The sequence below is a fragment of the Kribbella sp. NPDC023972 genome (assembly GCF_040639075.1).
Taxonomy (GTDB): domain Bacteria; phylum Actinomycetota; class Actinomycetes; order Propionibacteriales; family Kribbellaceae; genus Kribbella.
The window spans coordinates 783,640-800,153 of sequence record NZ_JBEZZH010000003.1 but is presented as its reverse complement, the minus strand read 5'-3'; the positions used below and the strand labels follow the sequence as shown (position 1 = coordinate 800,153).

17 protein-coding genes are annotated in these 16,514 nt (G+C 68.5%); 2 read left to right on the top strand and 15 right to left on the bottom strand.

All coding sequences use genetic code 11. The features are described 5' to 3' along the window. From AB0F43_RS17000 to AB0F43_RS16975, 6 genes are all read right to left on the bottom strand, one after another. Positions 1-418: glycosyltransferase family 2 protein (locus AB0F43_RS17000; protein WP_360476769.1), on the bottom strand; the 418-nt coding region annotated here is incomplete at its 3' end. 73 nt (positions 419-491) lie between these two features. After that, positions 492-2,033, bottom strand: coding sequence for a gamma-glutamyltransferase (locus AB0F43_RS16995; protein ID WP_360476766.1), 1,542 nt, complete (start codon positions 2,031-2,033; stop codon positions 492-494). A gap of 96 nt (positions 2,034-2,129) precedes the next feature. After that, complete coding sequence (locus tag AB0F43_RS16990) at positions 2,130-4,784, bottom strand: phenylalanine--tRNA ligase subunit beta (protein ID WP_360476763.1); 2,655 nt, start codon at positions 4,782-4,784, stop codon at positions 2,130-2,132. Next, on the bottom strand, positions 4,784-5,893 hold the full coding sequence (pheS, locus tag AB0F43_RS16985) for a phenylalanine--tRNA ligase subunit alpha (RefSeq protein ID WP_360476762.1): 1,110 nt from the start codon (positions 5,891-5,893) through the stop codon (positions 4,784-4,786). The genes AB0F43_RS16990 and pheS overlap by 1 nt, the downstream gene beginning before the upstream one ends. A 220-nt stretch (positions 5,894-6,113) precedes the next feature. Further along, positions 6,114-6,737 carry a hypothetical protein gene (locus AB0F43_RS16980; RefSeq protein WP_360476759.1) on the bottom strand — a complete coding sequence of 208 codons (624 nt, stop codon included), beginning with the start codon at positions 6,735-6,737 and terminating at the stop codon, positions 6,114-6,116. Between the two features lie 130 nt (positions 6,738-6,867). Next, positions 6,868-8,406, bottom strand: coding sequence for an MFS transporter (locus AB0F43_RS16975; protein ID WP_360476756.1), 1,539 nt, complete (start codon positions 8,404-8,406; stop codon positions 6,868-6,870). Positions 8,407-8,461: 55 nt separating this feature from the next. Between AB0F43_RS16975 and AB0F43_RS16970 the strand changes: the two genes are divergently transcribed. After that, the gene (locus tag AB0F43_RS16970) at positions 8,462-9,166 is read left to right on the top strand and encodes a TetR/AcrR family transcriptional regulator C-terminal domain-containing protein (RefSeq protein ID WP_360476753.1); all 705 of its coding nucleotides are present in this window, start codon (positions 8,462-8,464) and stop codon (positions 9,164-9,166) included. Position 9,167: 1 nt separating this feature from the next. Here AB0F43_RS16970 and AB0F43_RS16965 read toward each other — a convergent pair whose 3' ends face one another. The 4 genes from AB0F43_RS16965 to infC all read right to left on the bottom strand — a co-directional run bounded on the left by AB0F43_RS16965 (position 9,168) and on the right by infC (position 11,450). Next, positions 9,168-9,986: an RNA methyltransferase gene (locus AB0F43_RS16965; protein ID WP_360476750.1), complete on the bottom strand. Its 819-nt coding sequence runs from the start codon at positions 9,984-9,986 to the stop codon at positions 9,168-9,170. 23 nt (positions 9,987-10,009) lie between these two features. After that, entirely contained in the window at positions 10,010-10,405 is a 396-nt protein-coding gene (gene rplT / locus AB0F43_RS16960) for a 50S ribosomal protein L20 (protein WP_337011588.1), read from the bottom strand. Between the two features lie 75 nt (positions 10,406-10,480). Then, positions 10,481-10,675 carry a 50S ribosomal protein L35 gene (gene rpmI / locus AB0F43_RS16955; RefSeq protein WP_360476747.1) on the bottom strand — a complete coding sequence of 65 codons (195 nt, stop codon included), beginning with the start codon at positions 10,673-10,675 and terminating at the stop codon, positions 10,481-10,483. Positions 10,676-10,760: 85 nt separating this feature from the next. Then, positions 10,761-11,450, bottom strand: a complete 690-nt coding sequence (gene infC / locus AB0F43_RS16950; RefSeq protein WP_360476819.1) for a translation initiation factor IF-3 — start codon at positions 11,448-11,450, stop codon at positions 10,761-10,763. Between the two features lie 315 nt (positions 11,451-11,765). Here infC and AB0F43_RS16945 point away from each other — a divergent pair, with 315 nt between their 5' ends. After that, positions 11,766-12,143: a DUF1844 domain-containing protein gene (locus AB0F43_RS16945; protein ID WP_360476743.1), complete on the top strand. Its 378-nt coding sequence runs from the start codon at positions 11,766-11,768 to the stop codon at positions 12,141-12,143. Positions 12,144-12,243: 100 nt separating this feature from the next. Here the strand turns inward: AB0F43_RS16945 and AB0F43_RS16940 are convergent, their stop codons facing one another. From AB0F43_RS16940 to AB0F43_RS16920, 5 genes are all read right to left on the bottom strand, one after another. After that, on the bottom strand, positions 12,244-12,495 hold the full coding sequence (locus AB0F43_RS16940) for a helix-turn-helix transcriptional regulator (protein ID WP_360476741.1): 252 nt from the start codon (positions 12,493-12,495) through the stop codon (positions 12,244-12,246). Next, positions 12,495-12,974 (bottom strand): DUF2975 domain-containing protein, encoded by a 480-nt coding sequence (locus AB0F43_RS16935; protein ID WP_360476738.1) that lies wholly within the window; start codon positions 12,972-12,974, stop codon positions 12,495-12,497. The genes AB0F43_RS16940 and AB0F43_RS16935 overlap by 1 nt, the downstream gene beginning before the upstream one ends. A gap of 262 nt (positions 12,975-13,236) precedes the next feature. Next, positions 13,237-14,145, bottom strand: a complete 909-nt coding sequence (locus AB0F43_RS16930) for a carbohydrate ABC transporter permease (RefSeq protein WP_360476734.1) — start codon at positions 14,143-14,145, stop codon at positions 13,237-13,239. A 109-nt stretch (positions 14,146-14,254) separates the two neighbouring features. Beyond that, a complete protein-coding gene (locus tag AB0F43_RS16925; protein WP_360476731.1) occupies positions 14,255-15,133 on the bottom strand; it encodes a sugar ABC transporter permease in 879 nt (292 codons plus the stop codon). After that, the gene (locus tag AB0F43_RS16920) at positions 15,133-16,425 is read right to left on the bottom strand and encodes a sugar ABC transporter substrate-binding protein (protein ID WP_360476728.1); all 1,293 of its coding nucleotides are present in this window, start codon (positions 16,423-16,425) and stop codon (positions 15,133-15,135) included. The genes AB0F43_RS16925 and AB0F43_RS16920 overlap by 1 nt, the downstream gene beginning before the upstream one ends. Positions 16,426-16,514 lie beyond the last annotated feature (89 nt).

Below are 16,514 nucleotides of genomic sequence, written 5' to 3'. Positions count from 1 at the left end.
CCGTCGTCCGCTTCGCCCACGAATCACTCGACCGATCCGACCGCACCCCGTACACCACATCGACATCCCCACCCCGCACCGCCTCCAGGAACGCCCCGATCACCTCCGGCGGATCCTGCAAATCAGCATCAATCGTCACCACAAACTCACCCCGCGCCCGCCGGAACCCCGCCGACTGCGCCGCCTGATGACCGCTGTTCCGCAACAGCCGCACCACCCGCAACTGCGGCCAAACCCTGGCCGCCTCCAACAACAACGCCGCCGTCCGATCCCGACTCCCATCGTCGACGACCAACAACTCGTAGCCGATCCCCAACCCATCCAGCAACGGATGCATCCGCTCGAAGAAGATCGGCAGCACCTCCTCCTCGTCGTACATCGGTACGACGACAGAGAGCTCGGGGTCCGTGTCCCGCATGACTGCAGACCTTCCAGTTCAGGTTGTCGAAAGCATTGACCCTACTAACGACGCAGTGGGCCGGTTGGCACGATCACAGTGGCGGCGAGATCGCGACCGCACCGGTACGCCGTGGGTCGCCGACCGCGAGCAGGCCGTCGGCCGGATCCCAGAACGCGGCCGCGACGCCGCCGAAGTACATGGAGTGCGGCGGCATCGGCCGGGTCGGCAACGCGGTCGAGCCGGACACCGGCAGCTCGTCCTCGTAGTCGACCACCACATCCTGCCGGACCCGGACGTGCAGCCGCGGGTGCTCGACCGCCTCGGCCAGGGGCAGCCCGCCATGCGTGTAGAGCGCGTAGACCTGCGCCAGCGCGGTCGGGATCCGGTCCGAACCGGGCGAGCTGATCGCGAGCACCGCGCCGTCACGTTCCCGGCGCGCGACACTCGGCGCCATGTTCGAGGTCAGCCGCGTCCCCGGCGCCAGGCTGTGTGGCCCGCCGTGCAGCAACTCCTGCTCGCCGAGCGCGTTGTTCAGCCAGATCCCCGTGCCCGGGGTCAGCACACCCGAGCCGTAGCCGGACGACACCGTGATCGCGCACGCGTCGCCCTCGTCGTCCACCACCGAGACCGTCGCCGTACTCGGTGAGGTCAACGCGCGCAGATCACCGGACGCCGCGAGATCGAGCAGCTTCTTGGCCTCCAGCTGCCGCACGTCCTCCTCGTCCAGCTCGGCCAGCCGCGCTCCGAGGACGGCGTGCTGCACGTCGATCAGGCGCTCGAGCTCGGACTGCGTCCAGCTGCCGTCCGCCGGTACGCCGTCCAGCAGTGCGAGCATCGCGGCCACCGCGACTCCCCCGACCGCGGGCGGCGGGTTGGTCGCCAGGCGCCAGCCGTTCTGCCGGACGATCAGCGCCGGGCGTACGACGGCCTCGTACGCGGCGAGGTCCGCCGCGGTGAGGATGCCGTCGTTCTCGGCCATGTCGCGGATGAGCAGCTGGGCGAGCTCACCGGTGTACATCGTCTCGGCGCCGTCGCGGGCGATCAACTCGAGCGCCTCGGCCAGCTCGGGGATGACGACCGTACTGCCGGCCTTGATCACCGCGCCGTCGTCCGCGTGCACGACCCGATGACTCGGCTGGTGCCAGCCGAAGATGATCTCGTGGGTGTAGCCGAGGTAGTAGCCCGAAGTCCGGCTCAGCGGGAAGCCCTGCCGGGCGATGTCGATCGCGGGCTGGACGACCTCGTGCCACGGTGCTTTCCCGGACCGGCGGTGCGCCAGGTCGAGCGCCTTCATCCCGCCGGGAGTAGCGACCGACCCGTGGCCGACCGTGGTCGTCGTACCGCCGCCGTAGTCGGTCGTGACGTCCCAGACCCCGCGGCCGAACCGGTCCGCCGACAGGCCCCGGCCGGGCATCTCCACCCAGCCGTCGATGGTGACTGCTTCGCCGCCGGCGACCTGCAGCGTGACGAAGCCGCCCGAGGCCGGCGACACCACGCCGATCTCGTTCACCATCGTCACCAGGGTGGCCGCGATCGCGGCGTCCACCGCATTCCCACCCTCGGCCGCCACCCGGACGCCCGCGTCCGCGGCCGCGGCGTTCGGCGCGGCCACCGCGACTCTCGAGTGTCCCATCAGACCCACCGGTGCAGGGCGCGCGGCGAGGTGGCTCGCCGGTCGTCGCGAGGCGTGTCGCCGCTCGGCAAGCGCACCCCCTTGCCGGTCATGGCGTCAGCCGACCCGTTGGACGGCGCCGAAGCGGTCGACGGCGACCTGGACCGCGGCCTGCCGTACGTCGGCCACCTCGTTCTCCTTCAAGGTGCGGTCGGGCGCCCGGAAGCGGAGCGCGAACGCGAGCGACTTCTTGCCTTCGCCGATCTGCTCGCCGGTGTAGAGGTCGAACAGCCGGATCGACTCCAGCAACTCGCCCGCCCCCTCGACCAGCGCCGCCTCGACCTCCGCCGCCGCCACGTCGGCCGGGACGATCAGGGCCACGTCCTCCTTGGCCACCGGGTACGACGAGAACGGCTGGGCCGCGATCGACGACGGACCGGCCGCGATCAACGCGTCCAGGTCGAGCTCGATCGCGCCGGAACGCGCGGGCAGCCCGAACGCCTGGCACACCTTCGGATGCAGCTCACCGGCGTGGCCGACCACCTTGCCGTCGACCGAGAACTCCGCACACCGGCCCGGGTGCCACGGCGCCAGCTCGACGTTGCGCAGTATCGGCTCGACGCCAACCGCGTTCGCCACCGTCCGGGCGATCTGGACAGCATCCGACCAGGAGGCCGGCTGACCCTTGCCCCACCAGCCGGTCGGCGTCCGCGCGCCGGTCAGCACCGCACCGAGGTGCAGCGGCTGGTCGGGCAGGGCGTCGTACAGCGACTGGATCTCGGCGTCGCTCGGGCGCTGTGCGACGGACGGCAGCGGCGCGGGCTTGGACTCCCGCTTCGGCAGGAAGACCAGGCCGGTCTGGAAGATGGCCAGGTCGGTGTTGCCGCGGCCGACGTTGCGCTCGGCGGTCCGCAGCAGCGTCGCGAGCAGGGTGGTCTGCATCGACGGCTCTTCATCGGACAGCGGGTTGACCAGTTTGACCGTCGTACGGCGTGGGTCGTCGGCGGGCAGGCCCATCGCGTCGAAGTCGGCGACACCGGTGAACGGGTACGAGACGACCTCAGTCAGGCCGGCCCCGACCAGCGCGGTCGCGATCCGGCGGCGACGAGTCTGCGACACGGTCAGGCCCTGACCACCCGGCGCGGGCGGCAGGATCGACGGCACGTTGTCGTAACCGAACAGCCGGATGACCTCTTCGGCGAAGTCGTTGGGGTCCCGCAGATCCGGCCGCCACGACGGCGGCGTCACGCTCAGCAGGTCGTCCCCGGCCAAAGCCGCGACGCCCTGCGCCGTGTGCTCGCCTCCGAGTGCCGCGCCGCCACCAACTCCAGCCGAGCCCGGCTGGGCGGGGCCGCCGGCGCCGGTCGCGCCCGGGCGGGCCTGGACGACGAGGGCCGGCGCGTGAACGCCCGCAGCCAGCGGAGCCGGGGTCGCGCCTGCGGCAGCCGGCTCGACCTTGCAGCCGACCGACTCGAGATGACGAACCGTCTCCTCGATCGAGATCGGCGCACCGGCGACACGCGCCGCGTGGTCGGCCCGGAACGTCACCGGCTCCGGCAGCTTGTGCACATCGACGTACGTCTCGGCCGGCTCGATCGTGCCGCCGGCCAGGTCGCGGAGCAGGTTCGCCACCCGCTGCGCGGCGTACCGCGGCAGACTCGGGTCGACGGTCCGCTCCCAGCGCTTCGAACCCTCGGTGGACAGCTTGTGCCGCCGCGAGGTCCGCGCGATCACGATCGGGTCGAAGTGCGCCGCCTCGATCACCACGTCGCGCGTGGTCGGCGACAGCTCGGTGGTCGCACCGCCCATCACACCGGCCAGGCCGATCGGACCGGACCCGTCGGTGATCAGCAGGTCCTCGGGGTCGAGCTCGCGGGTCTGGTCGTCGAGCGTGACCAGCTTCTCCCCCGGCTGCGCGCGCCGTACCACGATCTCGCCGGACAGCAGGTTCTTGTCGTAGCCGTGGATCGGGTTGCCCAGCTCGAGCATCACGTAGTTGGTGATGTCGACCGCGATCGAGATCGGCCGCATCCCCGAGGCGAGCAGGCGCTTCTGCATCCAGCGCGGCGACGTCGCGTCCGGGTTGATCCCGGTCACGGTCCGGGTGACGAAGACATCGCACCCGTGCTCGTCCTCGATCCGGACCGGGTAACCATCCTTCTGGTCCCCGTCCAGCTCCAGGTCGGCCGGGTCCTTGAGTGGTACGCCGTACGCCGTCGATGCCTCCCGCGCGACCCCACGGATGGACAGGCAGTAGCCACGATCCGGCGTGACCGCGATGTCGAGTACGTCGTCGTGCAGCGCGAGTAACTCGATCGCGTCGTCACCCGGCCGAGCCTCACCCGGCTCCAGTACGACGATGCCGTGCGAGCCGTCGTCGCCGAGACCAAGCTCCGAGCTGGAGCAGATCATCCCGTTGGAGACGTGCCCGTAGGTCTTCCGTGCGGAGATGGCGAACCCACCCGGCAGCACCGCGCCCGGCAGCACGACGACGACCAGGTCGCCGACCTCGAAGTTGTCGGCGCCGCAGACGACCCACTGCGGCTCGTCCTTGCCGATGTCGAGCGAGCACCAGCGGATGGTCTTGCCGTTCTTCTGCGGCTCGTTCTCGTAGGTGAGCACCTTGCCGACCACCAGCGGGCCGGTCAGGTCCGACTCCTCGACGGTCTCCACCTCGAGGCCGGCGCGGATCAGCTTCTCCGCGACGTCGCGACCGGTCACGCCGGCCGGGAGGTCGACGTACTCACGAAGCCATGACAGTGGGACCCGCATCAGATCTCCATCCCGAACTGGCGGCTGAACCGCACGTCACCCTCGACCATGTCCCGCATGTCCTCGACGCCGTTGCGGAACATCAGCGTCCGCTCCAGGCCCATGCCGAAGGCGAAGCCCGAGTACCGGTCGGTGTCGATACCGCAGGCCTGCAGGACGCGCGGGTTCACCACGCCGCAGCCGCCCCACTCGATCCAGCCCTCGCTGCCACAGGTGCGGCACGGACGGTCCGGGTTGCCGACGGACGCGCCGCGGCAGACGAAGCACTTGAGGTCCACCTCGGCCGACGGCTCGGTGAACGGGAAGAAGTTCGGCCGCAGCCGGGCCTCGAGTCCCTCGCCGAACATCGAGACGACGAAGTGGTCGAGGGTGCCCTTCAGGTGCGCGAGCGTGATGCCCTCGTCCACGACCAGGCCCTCGACCTGGTAGAAGACCGGCGTGTGAGTCGCGTCCAGCTCGTCGGTGCGGAACACCCGGCCGGGACAGATCACGTAGATCGGCGGCTTGCGGGTCAGCATCGAGCGAGCCTGCACCGGTGACGTGTGGGTCCGCAGCACGGTGCCGGAACCGGCCGGCTCGACGAAGAAGGTGTCCTGCATCTGCCGGGCCGGGTGGTCCGGCTGGAAGTTCAGGGCGTCGAAGTTCAGCCACTCGGCCTCGATCTCCGGGCCTTCGGCGACGTCCCAGCCGAGTGCGGTGAACACGTCCGCGATCTGCTCGGAGATCAGCGACAGCGGGTGCCGGGCGCCGAGCTCGGGTGTGTGCCACGGCAGCGTCACGTCGACCCGCTCGGTGGCGAGCATCCGCTCCTCGTGCTCGGCCTCGAGCACCGTGAGCCGGGCCGCGAACGCCTCGTTGATCGCCTTGCGGGCCGCGCCGATCCGCTGGCCGGCCTCCTTCCGGCCCTGCGGCGGCAGCGCGCCGATCTCGCGGTTGGCGAGCGCGATCGGCGACTTCTCGCCGAGATGCGCGACCTTGGCCTCCTGCAAGGCGGCCAGATCGGCCGCCTCGGCAAAGGCCTTCAGCGCCTCGTCCCTGGTCCGCTCCACCTCGTCGGCATGCAACGGCGTCACTTCGACCGGGTCGTAATCAGTGTTGGGACCGGACATGGCTCGCTCTCGGGTTTCGGAACTCCTGCGGAAGCAGTCTAGGAACCAGGAGCCCGAGAGCGTGAATCGGCTGTCCACAGCCCCCGCTCCCACCACCCGAACCCACCGGGTAAAGGTCCGAGCGGACAACCCCCGACGCGAGGGGTCAACCCCCGAGCTCGGGGGTTGCCCACTCGGATTCTCAGTGGGCAACCCCCACTCTCAGTGGGCAACCCTCGGCTCAGCGGGTCGCTTCGGGCCCTCGATGCGAGCGCTTCGTCGTCGGGGGTGGCTGGCGGTGGTCCGGTGCGGCGGCAGCCGAGCCGGGCGACCCCGGAGCGGCGGAGGCCGGTCCGGACGACCCGGGGGCGGCTACGCCGGCGACCACGAAGGTCTGGTAGAGCGCCGCCACGTCCCAGCCGGCGGGATCCGCGTCGACCGGCTTGCTCGGCAGTGGGTCAGCGCCCGGATCGGGACCACCCACTCGACGGTCCATCGGGAGCCTCGCGACGACCACGGGCTGCCGCGGCAGTACGGCGCTCTCCTCGTGATGGTGCTGATCGTCATGGCCGGCCAGGTGACCCACCGCGGGCATCGCGGCCGCCGCGATGTCGTCACCCGGGCACACGACGAATGCCGCGGCACGGATCGTGACTCCTGCAGCCTTCAGACCGAGAGCCGTCAGTCTCCTGCCCCGGCCACTCTTCAGTCTGTCGTTCACCCGCTGCTCGGCCCTCCCCAGCCAGCGGGCGACCACACCATGCTCGTGGTCGTGATCGTGATCGTGCCCATGACCATGCCCATGACCGTGCCCGTGGTCCGCCTGCTGCCGATGGTCAGGTCGCTGTCCGTCGATCTCGCTCATCTCCTGCTCCTCCGCGCCTCGAGGCACGCAGACTAACAGGAATGAAAACCGTTTCCATCAACGCCGGCGACTTCTTTCCGGAAGATCACTGCCAGCAGGTGCAAACAATCTTCCGGAAAGACGCGGCGGATCAGGAGTCAGCCGGGGCGTTCGCCGGAGCGCCGGACTCGGCGAGGTCGGCGGCGGGCGTCGTACTGTCCGTCCGGCGACGCGGCAGGGCGACGAGGGCCACCAGGGCACCGGCGACAGCGCCGACCAGGCCGGCCGTCATGGCGATGGACATGGCGTCGGTGAAGGCACTGCGGGCCGCGGCCACGAAGTCCGGACCGAGGGCGAGCGTCTCGGCGATGGAGTTACGAGCAGCCTCCGGCACCGAGTCAGGCAGCGACGAGGAGTACGCCGCCGCCAGCACACTTCCCAGTACGGCGACCGAGAGAGCCGCGCCGGTCTGCTGCACGGTGTCGTTCATCGCTGACCCGACACCGCGATGCTCGGCCGGCACTGACTGCATCAGCAGCGTGTACGCCGCCGGCCCGGCCAGACCACCGCCGACGCCCATCACGAGCAGTCCGACGATCAGCAGTCCGTAGCCGGACGTCGCACCGACCTGAGTAAGGATCCCGAAGCCCGCCGCGATCACCACCAGCCCGGTCGCGATCAGCGTGCGGTCGGCCAGCTTCTTGCCCAGCGTCGCACCGAGACCGTTGAACAGCATCGCCGACGCCGCGTACGGGATCAGCGCCAGCCCAGCCTTCAGCGGCGTGTACCCGAGCACGAACTGCAGGTACTGCGTCAGCGCCAGCAGCAACCCACCAGCGGTGAACGACAGCAGCACGATCGAGAAGCTGGTCCCACTGAAGTTGCGATCGCGGAACAACGCGAGCGGCACCATCGGATGCGCACTCCGCTTCTCCCAGAACGCGAACGCGGTCAGCGCGACCACACCGACGGCCAAGCCGCCAAGCACCTTCGCGGACCCGAACCCGTCAGCCGGAATGGAGATGATCGCCCACACCACCGCGGTCATCCCGACCATCGAGAGCACCGCGCCGCCGGGGTCGACCGCACGCGCAGGACCACGGGACTCCGGGATCATCGCCACCGCTCCGATGATCGCCAGCACCGCGATCGGCACATTCAGCAGGAAGATCGAGCCCCACCAGAAGTGCTCGAGCAGTACGCCGCCGACCGTCGGGCCGCCGACCACGCCGACCATCGCGACCATCGACCAGGCGGCCATCGCCTTGCGCTGCTCCTCCGGCGGGAACACCGTGAACAGCAGCGACAGCGTGCTCGGCATCAGCAGCGATCCGCCGACGCCCATCAGGAACCGGCAGCCGATCAGCTGCCACGGGGTGTCCGCCAGCATGGCCAGCAGCGACGCCAGCCCGAACAGCACCAGCCCGAGGATCAGCATCTTCCGCCGGCCGAACCGGTCGGACAGGCTGCCCGCCGTCAGCAGCAGGCCGGCGAACGCCAGGATGTAGGCGTCGATGATCCACTGCACGTCGGCAGGAGTGGCATCCAGGTCGCGCATCAGCGACGGGATGGCCAGGTTGAGCACGGTGTTGTCGACCACCAGCACCATCAGGCTCAAGCACAGGATCAACAGGATCCACCAGCGTCGCGGATGACCGGTCGCGGTGGACTCGAACGGTGTACTAGTCACTCGCACACTGTACGACAAACCCGTACGGTGTGCGAGTCCCGGCTACGATGGGCTCATGAAGGAATCGATCTGGACCCGGACGCGGGCCGCCGCACCTGCTCGAGAGACGCTGAGCCGGGAGCAGATCGTGCAGGCCGCGATGGAGACCCTGGACGCCGAGGGCGTGGCCGGGCTGAGCATGCGCAAGCTGGCCGCCAAACTCGGCTCCGGCGCGACCAGCCTCTACTGGCACGTCCAGACCAAGGACGACCTCATCGACCTGGTCATCGACGAGACGTACGGCGAGGTCGACGTACCCGAGCCAGAGCTGGCCGGCTGGCGGTCCGGCGCGATGCTGTTCGGGCACAGCCTGCGCGCGATGATCCTGCGGCACCCGTGGCTGCCCGAGGTCGTCTACACCCGGCCGAGCCTCGGCCCGAACGCCACGTCCCTCGGCTCCCGCGGGCTCGTCCTGTTCGGCGCCGCCGGTTTCGCCGAGCGCGACGTCGACTTCGCGATGAGCAGCGTGATGTCGTACGTCTTCGGCACGGCGAACGCGGAGGTCGCCATCCGCACCGCCATCCAGAACTCGGGCCAGACGACGGAGGAATGGGTCAGCGACGTGCTGGAGCAGGCCCGCGTCGCCATCGCCGACGACACCGAGATGCAGAAATCGCTCCGGCGCCGCTCCAACCGGGACCTGGCGACGATGCACAACGAGGCGTTCGTCTTCGGCCTCGACTGCCTCCTCGACGGCCTGGAAACGCGGGTGAAGAAATAAGTCAGCCGGTCCGGCGCTGGGCCCGGGCCGACGCGTAGAGGCAGATCGCGGCGGCGGTGGCCAGGTTGAGCGACTCGGCCCGGCCGTAGATGGGGACCTTCACCGACCTGTCGACGATCGCGTCGAATCCGTCGGGCAGGCCGTGGGCCTCGTTCCCGAAAAGCCAGACCGTGGGCTTCGTGAGCGTGCCGTCGTCGATGCAGGTGTCCAGGTCCGTGGAGCCGTAGCCGTCGGCGGCGAGGACCTGGAGACCTTGGTCGCGCCACGACTTGGCGGCCGCGGGGATGTCCACGTCGACGGTGATCGGCAGGTGGAAGACGCTCCCGACGCTGGCCCGGACCGCCTTCGGGTTGTGCGGGTCGACGGATTCGGACGACAGTACGACGGCATCCGCGCCGGCGGCGTCCGCCGTACGAATGAGGGTCCCGACGTTGCCGGGATCACGGACCTGGACGCCGACCGCGACCAGTTGGGCCGTGCGTCGTACCGACGCGTCCAGCGCGACGTCGACGAGGGAACAGACGGCGACGACGCCCTGGGAGGTGACGGTCTCGCTCAACGCCTCGATGGCGGCGCGGTTGACCTCGAACCACGGTACGCCGGCCGCGCGGGCCAGGTCGCGGAGATCGCGATGACGGGTGGCGACGTCGGGTTCGGCGTACACCTCGAGGACGAGCTCGCGGTGCTCGAGGGCTTCCCGGACGGCCTGCGGGCCCTCGACCAGGAAGCGGCCGGACTTGCGCCGGAACGCACGAGTGGCGAGCCGCCGGGCCTGCTTGATCCGCACGGACTGTGCGGTCAGCAGACCAGGGCTCGCCACTGCGGTGCTGTCTGGGGTGCTGCTCAGGCCGCGGACGCGTCGCTCTTGGGCGCGTTCACGTCGGCCGGCAGCGCCGCCTTGGCGACCTGGACCAGCGCGGAGAACGCCGCCGGGTCGTTGACAGCCAGGTCGGCGAGGATCTTGCGGTCGACCTCGACCTCGGCCAGCCGCAGACCCTGGATGAACCGGTTGTAGGTCAGGTCCTCGGCGCGGACCGCGGCGTTGATCCGCTGGATCCACAGCTTGCGGAAGTCGCCCTTGCGCGCCTTGCGGTCCCGGTAGGCGTAGACGAGCGAGTGGGTGACCTGCTCCTTGGCCTTGCGGTACAGCCGCGAGCGCTGGCCGCGGTAACCGCTGGCCTGCTCGAGTACGACCCGGCGCTTCTTGTGGGCGTTGACTGCCCGCTTCACGCGTGCCATGAGGTGTTACTCCTTGTATTTCTGCGCCGGAGAGATGGTGCCCAGTCGGCGGGGGGTGTTCGGGGAAAGGGGTGCTCAGATGCCGAGAAGCTTCTTGGCCTTCTTGACGTACGACGGCGCGACCTCGACGGTGCCGGACAGGCGCCGCTTGCGCTTGGTCGGCTTCGCCTCGGCGAGGTGGCGCTTACCGGTCTGCTCGCGGCGCAGCTTGCCCGAGCCCGTGACCCGGACGCGCTTCTTCATCCCCGAGTGGGTCTTCATCTTCGGCATGGCTATGTGCTCCTGATTGTCTTTCGTTGACTCGATCTTCGGTGTGACGGTGCTCCGGCGTCGGCATCGAGGCCGGAGCGATGCGTCACTCCGGGTCGAGGTTGTCTGCCGGACCCTTCGGCTTCTTCGTGACGCCGGCGGCGCGCTCGGCCTCGTGGGCCTGAACCTGCTCGGCGCGCTCGGCGCGCTCCGCCTGCTCCTCGGCCTCACGTTCGGCCTTCTTCTTCGCCTTCTCGGCCTCCACGTCCACGCGCGCCTCGGACTTCTTCTTGTGCGGCCCGAGCACCATGATCATGTTCCGGCCGTCCTGCCGCGGCGAGGACTCGACGAAGCCGAGCTCGCTCACGTCCTCGGCCAGCCGCTGCAGCAGCCGGAAGCCGAGCTCCGGCCGGGACTGCTCACGACCGCGGAACATGATGGTGATCTTGACCTTGTCCCCGGCACGCAGGAACCGGACGACGTGACCCTTCTTGGTCTCGTAGTCGTGCGGGTCGATCTTCGGCCGCAGCTTCATCTCTTTGATGACCGTGTTGGTCTGGTTCCGGCGGGACTCGCGCGCCTTCTGCGCGGTCTCGTACTTGTACTTGCCGAAATCCATCAGCTTGCAGACCGGAGGGCGGGCGGTTGCCGCGACCTCGACCAGGTCGAGATCGGCCTCCTGTGCCAGCCGAAGTGCGTCCTCGATCCGGACGATGCCTACCTGCTCACCGTTCGGTCCGACCAGTCGCACCTCGGGAACGCGGATGCGCTCGTTGACGCGCAGTTCAATGGTGATGGGTCCTCCTGGGTTGTACTCGCATGTCGTGCCACCTCGCGATCGCCGCGGACCCCCGGAAACGACGAAGGCCCTCGTGCGATCACACGAAGGCCCAATTTCCCAGATCGACGGCGCCCCCTTGCGGGAGGTACGCCGTACTATCGCCGGAATCACCGGATCGCTCCGGAATCCCGACGTGACCGGGACCCGCCGACTGTGCATCGACTGGGTGGGAGGTGGCCCTCCGCTTAGACCAGAACCACCGGGTTCCCTCGAGTATTCCACTCAGGGGTCACCGCTGGACCAGGTCGGTCGCCGTGCAAGAGTAACAGCATGACCGATCCAGGTGCCACTTCGCAGCCAGACCCCTATTCGATGGTGTCCCGCGACATCGCCGACGTACCCAGCGTCGAGATCATCTCGACGGCGGCGTTGCACCTGATGAGCGCGGCGGCGGTCAACCTCGGCCTGGCCGAGGACCTCCCCGACCACAAGGACCTCGACGAGGCCCGCTCCCTCATCGACGCCCTGGCCGGCCTCCTCGACGCCTCCGCCCCCGCCCTCGGCCACCACCATGCCGCCCCCTTGCGCGACGGCCTCCGCTCCCTCCAACTCGCCTTCAAAGAAGCCTCCACCATCCCCGACGAACCCGGCCAAGGCCCCGGCGAGAAGTACACCGGCGCAGTCCACCCCGCCGCCGCCCGCAGGTAATTCCCCCACGCGCACTCCCGCGGCCACTCCTACGTCGTGGCTTGCTCATACACGAGCCACTGCCGTGGATTGCAAGGCGAGCATGCGTGGGGGCCTGTTGTCAGGCCGAGCGGGTGTCCGGGGCGGGGAGGGAGTTGGCCTCGGCTTCGTCGTCGATCCATTCGAGGAGGTCGCCGGGTTGGCAGTCGAGGACTCGGCACATGGCTTCGAGGGTGCTGAAGCGGACTGCTTTGGCGCGGCCGTTCTTCAGAACCGCGACGTTGGCCGGGGTCAGGCCAACCTTCTCGGCGAACTCTCCGACGCCCATTTTGCGCTTCGCCAGCTCGACGTCGATGCGCACCACGATGGGCATCAGATCACCGCCTCCATATCGGACCGCAGCGTAGTCGCCTGCCGGAGCAGGGCGCGCATGACCACCATGAGCAGCACGAGTACGCCGCCGACCAGCACCATCCCGAACATCAGGATCGGCAGGCCGGGGTCGTTGGCCAGGAAGCCGAGGTAGACGAACACGCCGAGGAACAGCACCCAGCCGGACCCGAGCGCCCAGATGATCGCGTCGACCCAGGCGAAGGCTTCCGCACTGAAGATGCGGTCGCTGGTGACCAGGGTGAGCAGCTTCCAGGTGCAGACGATGACGACCTGGATGCAGAGCAGTTCGATGATCGACCAGATCGTCAGCGGCCAGCGCAGGTACGCCAGGTCGGGCTCTTCCTTGGCCATGTACGCGAACTGCCCCGGCATGCTCATCACCTGCGCCACCACCAGCCCCGCGAACAGCATCACCAGCAGGACCCTCAACGGCACGACCACCCGATGCACCAAGTTCATACATCGACAATCGACCGTCATCTATCGAAAGTCAATAGGCCAGCGATGGTGCCCTCACCCACCGCAGCGAGACCTCGAACAGGTCGCCGGGCCTTCGACCACCGCAGCGGGCCGTGGACAGGTTGCGGGGGCCTGAACACGCCAGGGGGACCTTGAACAGGAAATGCCACGTCCAAAGCCCCCGCGAACTGTCTCAGGCCCCGCCTTCAAGCTCCCGTGCGCACGGGAGGTGTGCCGGGCGCCGTAGTGGCCCGGCGGGCCGCTAACCCTTGACCGCGCCTTCCTCCACGCCCTTGAAGAAGAACCGTTGCAGGGTGGCGAACACGATCACGATCGGGATGAACGCGATCATCGTGCCCGCGGCGATCAGCCGGGGGTTGTTGCTGAAGGTGCCGGACAGGTACTGCAGGCCGACGGTCAGCGTGTACTTGTCCGGGTCGGTCAGCACGATCAACGGCCAGAGGAAGTCGTCCCACGCACCGATGAACGCGAAGATCGCCACCACACTGATCGTCCCCCGCACCGACGGCAGGCCGATGTGGACGAACCGCTGCCACGCGTTCGCCCCGTCCACGATCGCGGCCTGGTCGACCTCGATCGGCAGCGCACGGAACGCGTTGTACATCAGCAGCACGTTCAGCGCCCCGATCATGCCGGGCAGTGCGACGCCGAACAGGGTGTTCGCCAGCCCGAACTCCCGCACCGTCACGTACTGCGAGATGATCGTGACCTCACCCGGCAGCACCAGCGTGGCCAGGAACAGCCCGAGCACGATCCGCCGCCCCTTGAACTGCAGCCGGGACAGCGCGAACCCGGCCAGCGACGCACCGAGGACGTTGCCGCCGACAACCAGTACGGCGACCACCAGCGAGTTCCTGGCGTAGTCCCAGACAGGGATGGTGTCGGCCACCGCGCCGTAGTGCTCCAACGTCGGCTGGGCCGGCAGCAGTCGCGGGATCCGGGTGTAGATGTCCTCCCCGGATCCCTTCAGCGACGTGGACAACTGCCACAGGAACGGCCCGATCGTGATCAGCAGCACGAACACCAGCAGGACGTACCGGACCACCTTCTCGCGCGTCGAGATGGTGTTGAAGCCGAATGATCGGCGCTGCGGTACCGGAGCAGGTTCGGGCACAACGACTTCCGGGACGGCGTCCTTGATCGCGGTCATGGGGCCTCCCGGCCTGGACTGAGGAGCGCAGCGACTGGAGCGACGAGGGAAGGCCGGGAGCCAAGGCCCCATGACCACGCCGGCGCCGGAGGCCCGGCCAAAAGCACGGTCATGCCTCAGCCCCTCTCCGATTGAGCCGCGCCAGGATCAGCATCGGTACGACGGTGACGAAGAACAGCACGATCGACAGCGCCGACGCGTACCCGAGGTTGCCCTCGAAACCCTGGCTGTACTGCTGGATGAGCATCACGACCGAGTTGTCCCGGCCGCCCGGACCGCCCTTGCCGCCGGTCAGGATGAACAGCTCGGAGAAGACCCGCAGCGCCGACACCGAGATCAGGATCGAGATCAGGATCATCGTCCCGCGGACCCCGGGCACGGTGATGTGCACGAACCGCCGGAACGACCCGGCGCCGTCGACCGCGGCCGCCTCGTGCAACTCGCGCCCGACGTTCCCGAGGGCAGCCAGGTAGATGATCATGTAGTACCCGAGTCCCTTCCAGATCGTCAGACTGATTGCGCTCAGCAACAACAGCCACTGGTCGCTGAGGAACGGCAACGGCCCGGAGATGACACCGAGCTTCTCGGCCAGGCCGTTGACCAGACCTCGGTCGTCCAGGATCCACTGCCAGATCAGCGCCACCACCACGGCCGACGCGACCACCGGGGTGTAGAAGGCGGTCCGGAAGAAGGTGATTCCGGGCAACTTCTTCTCCACCAGTACGGCGAGCAGCAGCGGCAGGATGGTCAGGAACGGCAGGCAGACCACCATGTAGATGACGCTGTTCAGCAGCGCCCACCGCAACTGCTCGTCGTGCAGCAGGGTCTCGAAGTTCTTCAACCCGACGAACGTCCCGCCGCCGAGCGGTTTGGCGTTGGTGAACGACAGGATGACCGTGTTGACCGACGGCCAGAGGTTGAACACCAGCAACCAGGTCAGGGCCGGGATCACCAGCACCCACGGCGTGCACCAGCGTTGATGGCGCATTACTGGGTGAGGAGCTGGTTGGCCTTGGCCACCGCGGCGTCGAGGGCTTGCTGGGACGAGATCTTGCCCGCGATCGCCAGCGAGATCTGCTGGCCGATGAAGTCGTTGGTGGCCCCGCTGATCACCGGCGGCTGCAGCACCTTCGCCTTGGACAGCGACTCGAACGCGAGCACCTTCGCGTCACTTTCCGGCGTACCGTCGCTCTTGGAGAAGTACGGGTCGCTCGCGGACGCCTTGGTGGACGGGAAGATGTTCACGATCTTGGCGAACGCGGCCTGGTTCTCCGCGTTGGTGACGAACCGGGCCAGCGCGATCGCGGCCGCCTGGTTCTTCGTCTTCGCCGACACCGACAGGCCCTGCACGTACAGCGGCGGGGTGTCCAGCGCGGGTGACGGGACGACCTTGCCCTTCAGCGACGGGTTGTCCTTGACGAAGTCCTGGATCGCGTTACCACCGCCGGTGGTCCAGGCGACCTTGCCCTGGGTGAAGAGCTTGGAGTTGCCCAGGTACTCCTGGGTCAGGATGTCGCGCGGCAGGTAGCCGGCCTTGTAGGCGTCGCGGTACTTGTCCAGCAGTTCGGCGGCCTCGGGCGTGTTGAAGACGAACTTCGTGCCGTCGTCGGACAGGATCTTGACCCCTGCGTTGGTGAAGTCACCGATCCCCGGCAGCCGGCTCATCAGGAACTCCTTGCCGCCGGTCTTGTCGTGCATCACCTTGGCGGCCGCGAGCAGCTCGTCGAAGGTCTTCGGCGGGTTCTTCACGTCCAGTCCGGCCGCGGCGAACTTGTCCGCGTTCCAGTAGTCGATGTCGGTGTTCAGGTACCACGGGTAGCCGAACGTGCCGTTCATCCCCTGGTACTGGTACGCCTGCACGCCACCCTCGACGTACTCCTCGCTGATCTTCGGGTCGGCGGCGCCGACGTCGAGCAGCATGTTCTGCTTGGCCAGCGAGAGGGCGAAGTCCGGCGGCAGGTTCACCACGTCGGGCAGCGAGCCGGCCGAGGCCTGGCTCAGCACTTTCTTGTCGTAACCGTCTCCCGGCTGGTCCAGCCAGGTCACCTTGGTGCCCGGGTACTTCGCCTCGAACGCCTTGATCACGCCCTCGACGTACGCGGTGAACTTCGGCTTGAGCGCCCAGGTCTGGAAGCTGACCTCGCCGGTCACGGCTGCGTTCGCGTCGACCGTCGGCGTGGCGCCGCTGCCCGAATCCTCGGTTGACCCGAGGCCGCAACCGGCGAGGGTGAGAGCCGCGGCGGCAAGAGCTGCCACCGGTGCCAGACGACGTCTACGCATGGAATCTCCTGGATTTGATAAACCGGTATAGCTCCTGCACTATCCGGGATCGTAGAATCCGCTGTCAAGGGTGAGAGGGTGTCTGGGGA

What these genes read in the sequence shown, in the direction of transcription:
- AB0F43_RS16930 (WP_360476734.1), bottom strand. Translation starts at nt 14,145, where the DNA reads ATGACCGCGATCAAGGACGCCGTCCCGGAAGTCGTTGTGCCCGAACCT.
- rplT (WP_337011588.1), bottom strand. Translation starts at nt 10,405, where the DNA reads ATGGCACGCGTGAAGCGGGCAGTCAACGCCCACAAGAAGCGCCGGGTC.
- AB0F43_RS16970 (WP_360476753.1), top strand. Translation starts at nt 8,462, where the DNA reads ATGAAGGAATCGATCTGGACCCGGACGCGGGCCGCCGCACCTGCTCGA.
- AB0F43_RS16945 (WP_360476743.1), top strand. Translation starts at nt 11,766, where the DNA reads ATGACCGATCCAGGTGCCACTTCGCAGCCAGACCCCTATTCGATGGTG.
- AB0F43_RS16940 (WP_360476741.1), bottom strand. Translation starts at nt 12,495, where the DNA reads ATGCCCATCGTGGTGCGCATCGACGTCGAGCTGGCGAAGCGCAAAATG.
- AB0F43_RS16990 (WP_360476763.1), bottom strand. Translation starts at nt 4,784, where the DNA reads ATGCGGGTCCCACTGTCATGGCTTCGTGAGTACGTCGACCTCCCGGCC.
- AB0F43_RS16925 (WP_360476731.1), bottom strand. Translation starts at nt 15,133, where the DNA reads ATGCGCCATCAACGCTGGTGCACGCCGTGGGTGCTGGTGATCCCGGCC.
- AB0F43_RS16920 (WP_360476728.1), bottom strand. Translation starts at nt 16,425, where the DNA reads ATGCGTAGACGTCGTCTGGCACCGGTGGCAGCTCTTGCCGCCGCGGCT.
- AB0F43_RS16995 (WP_360476766.1), bottom strand. Translation starts at nt 2,033, where the DNA reads ATGGGACACTCGAGAGTCGCGGTGGCCGCGCCGAACGCCGCGGCCGCG.
- AB0F43_RS16980 (WP_360476759.1), bottom strand. Translation starts at nt 6,737, where the DNA reads ATGAGCGAGATCGACGGACAGCGACCTGACCATCGGCAGCAGGCGGAC.
- pheS (WP_360476762.1), bottom strand. Translation starts at nt 5,893, where the DNA reads ATGTCCGGTCCCAACACTGATTACGACCCGGTCGAAGTGACGCCGTTG.
- AB0F43_RS16935 (WP_360476738.1), bottom strand. Translation starts at nt 12,974, where the DNA reads ATGAACTTGGTGCATCGGGTGGTCGTGCCGTTGAGGGTCCTGCTGGTG.
- rpmI (WP_360476747.1), bottom strand. Translation starts at nt 10,675, where the DNA reads ATGCCGAAGATGAAGACCCACTCGGGGATGAAGAAGCGCGTCCGGGTC.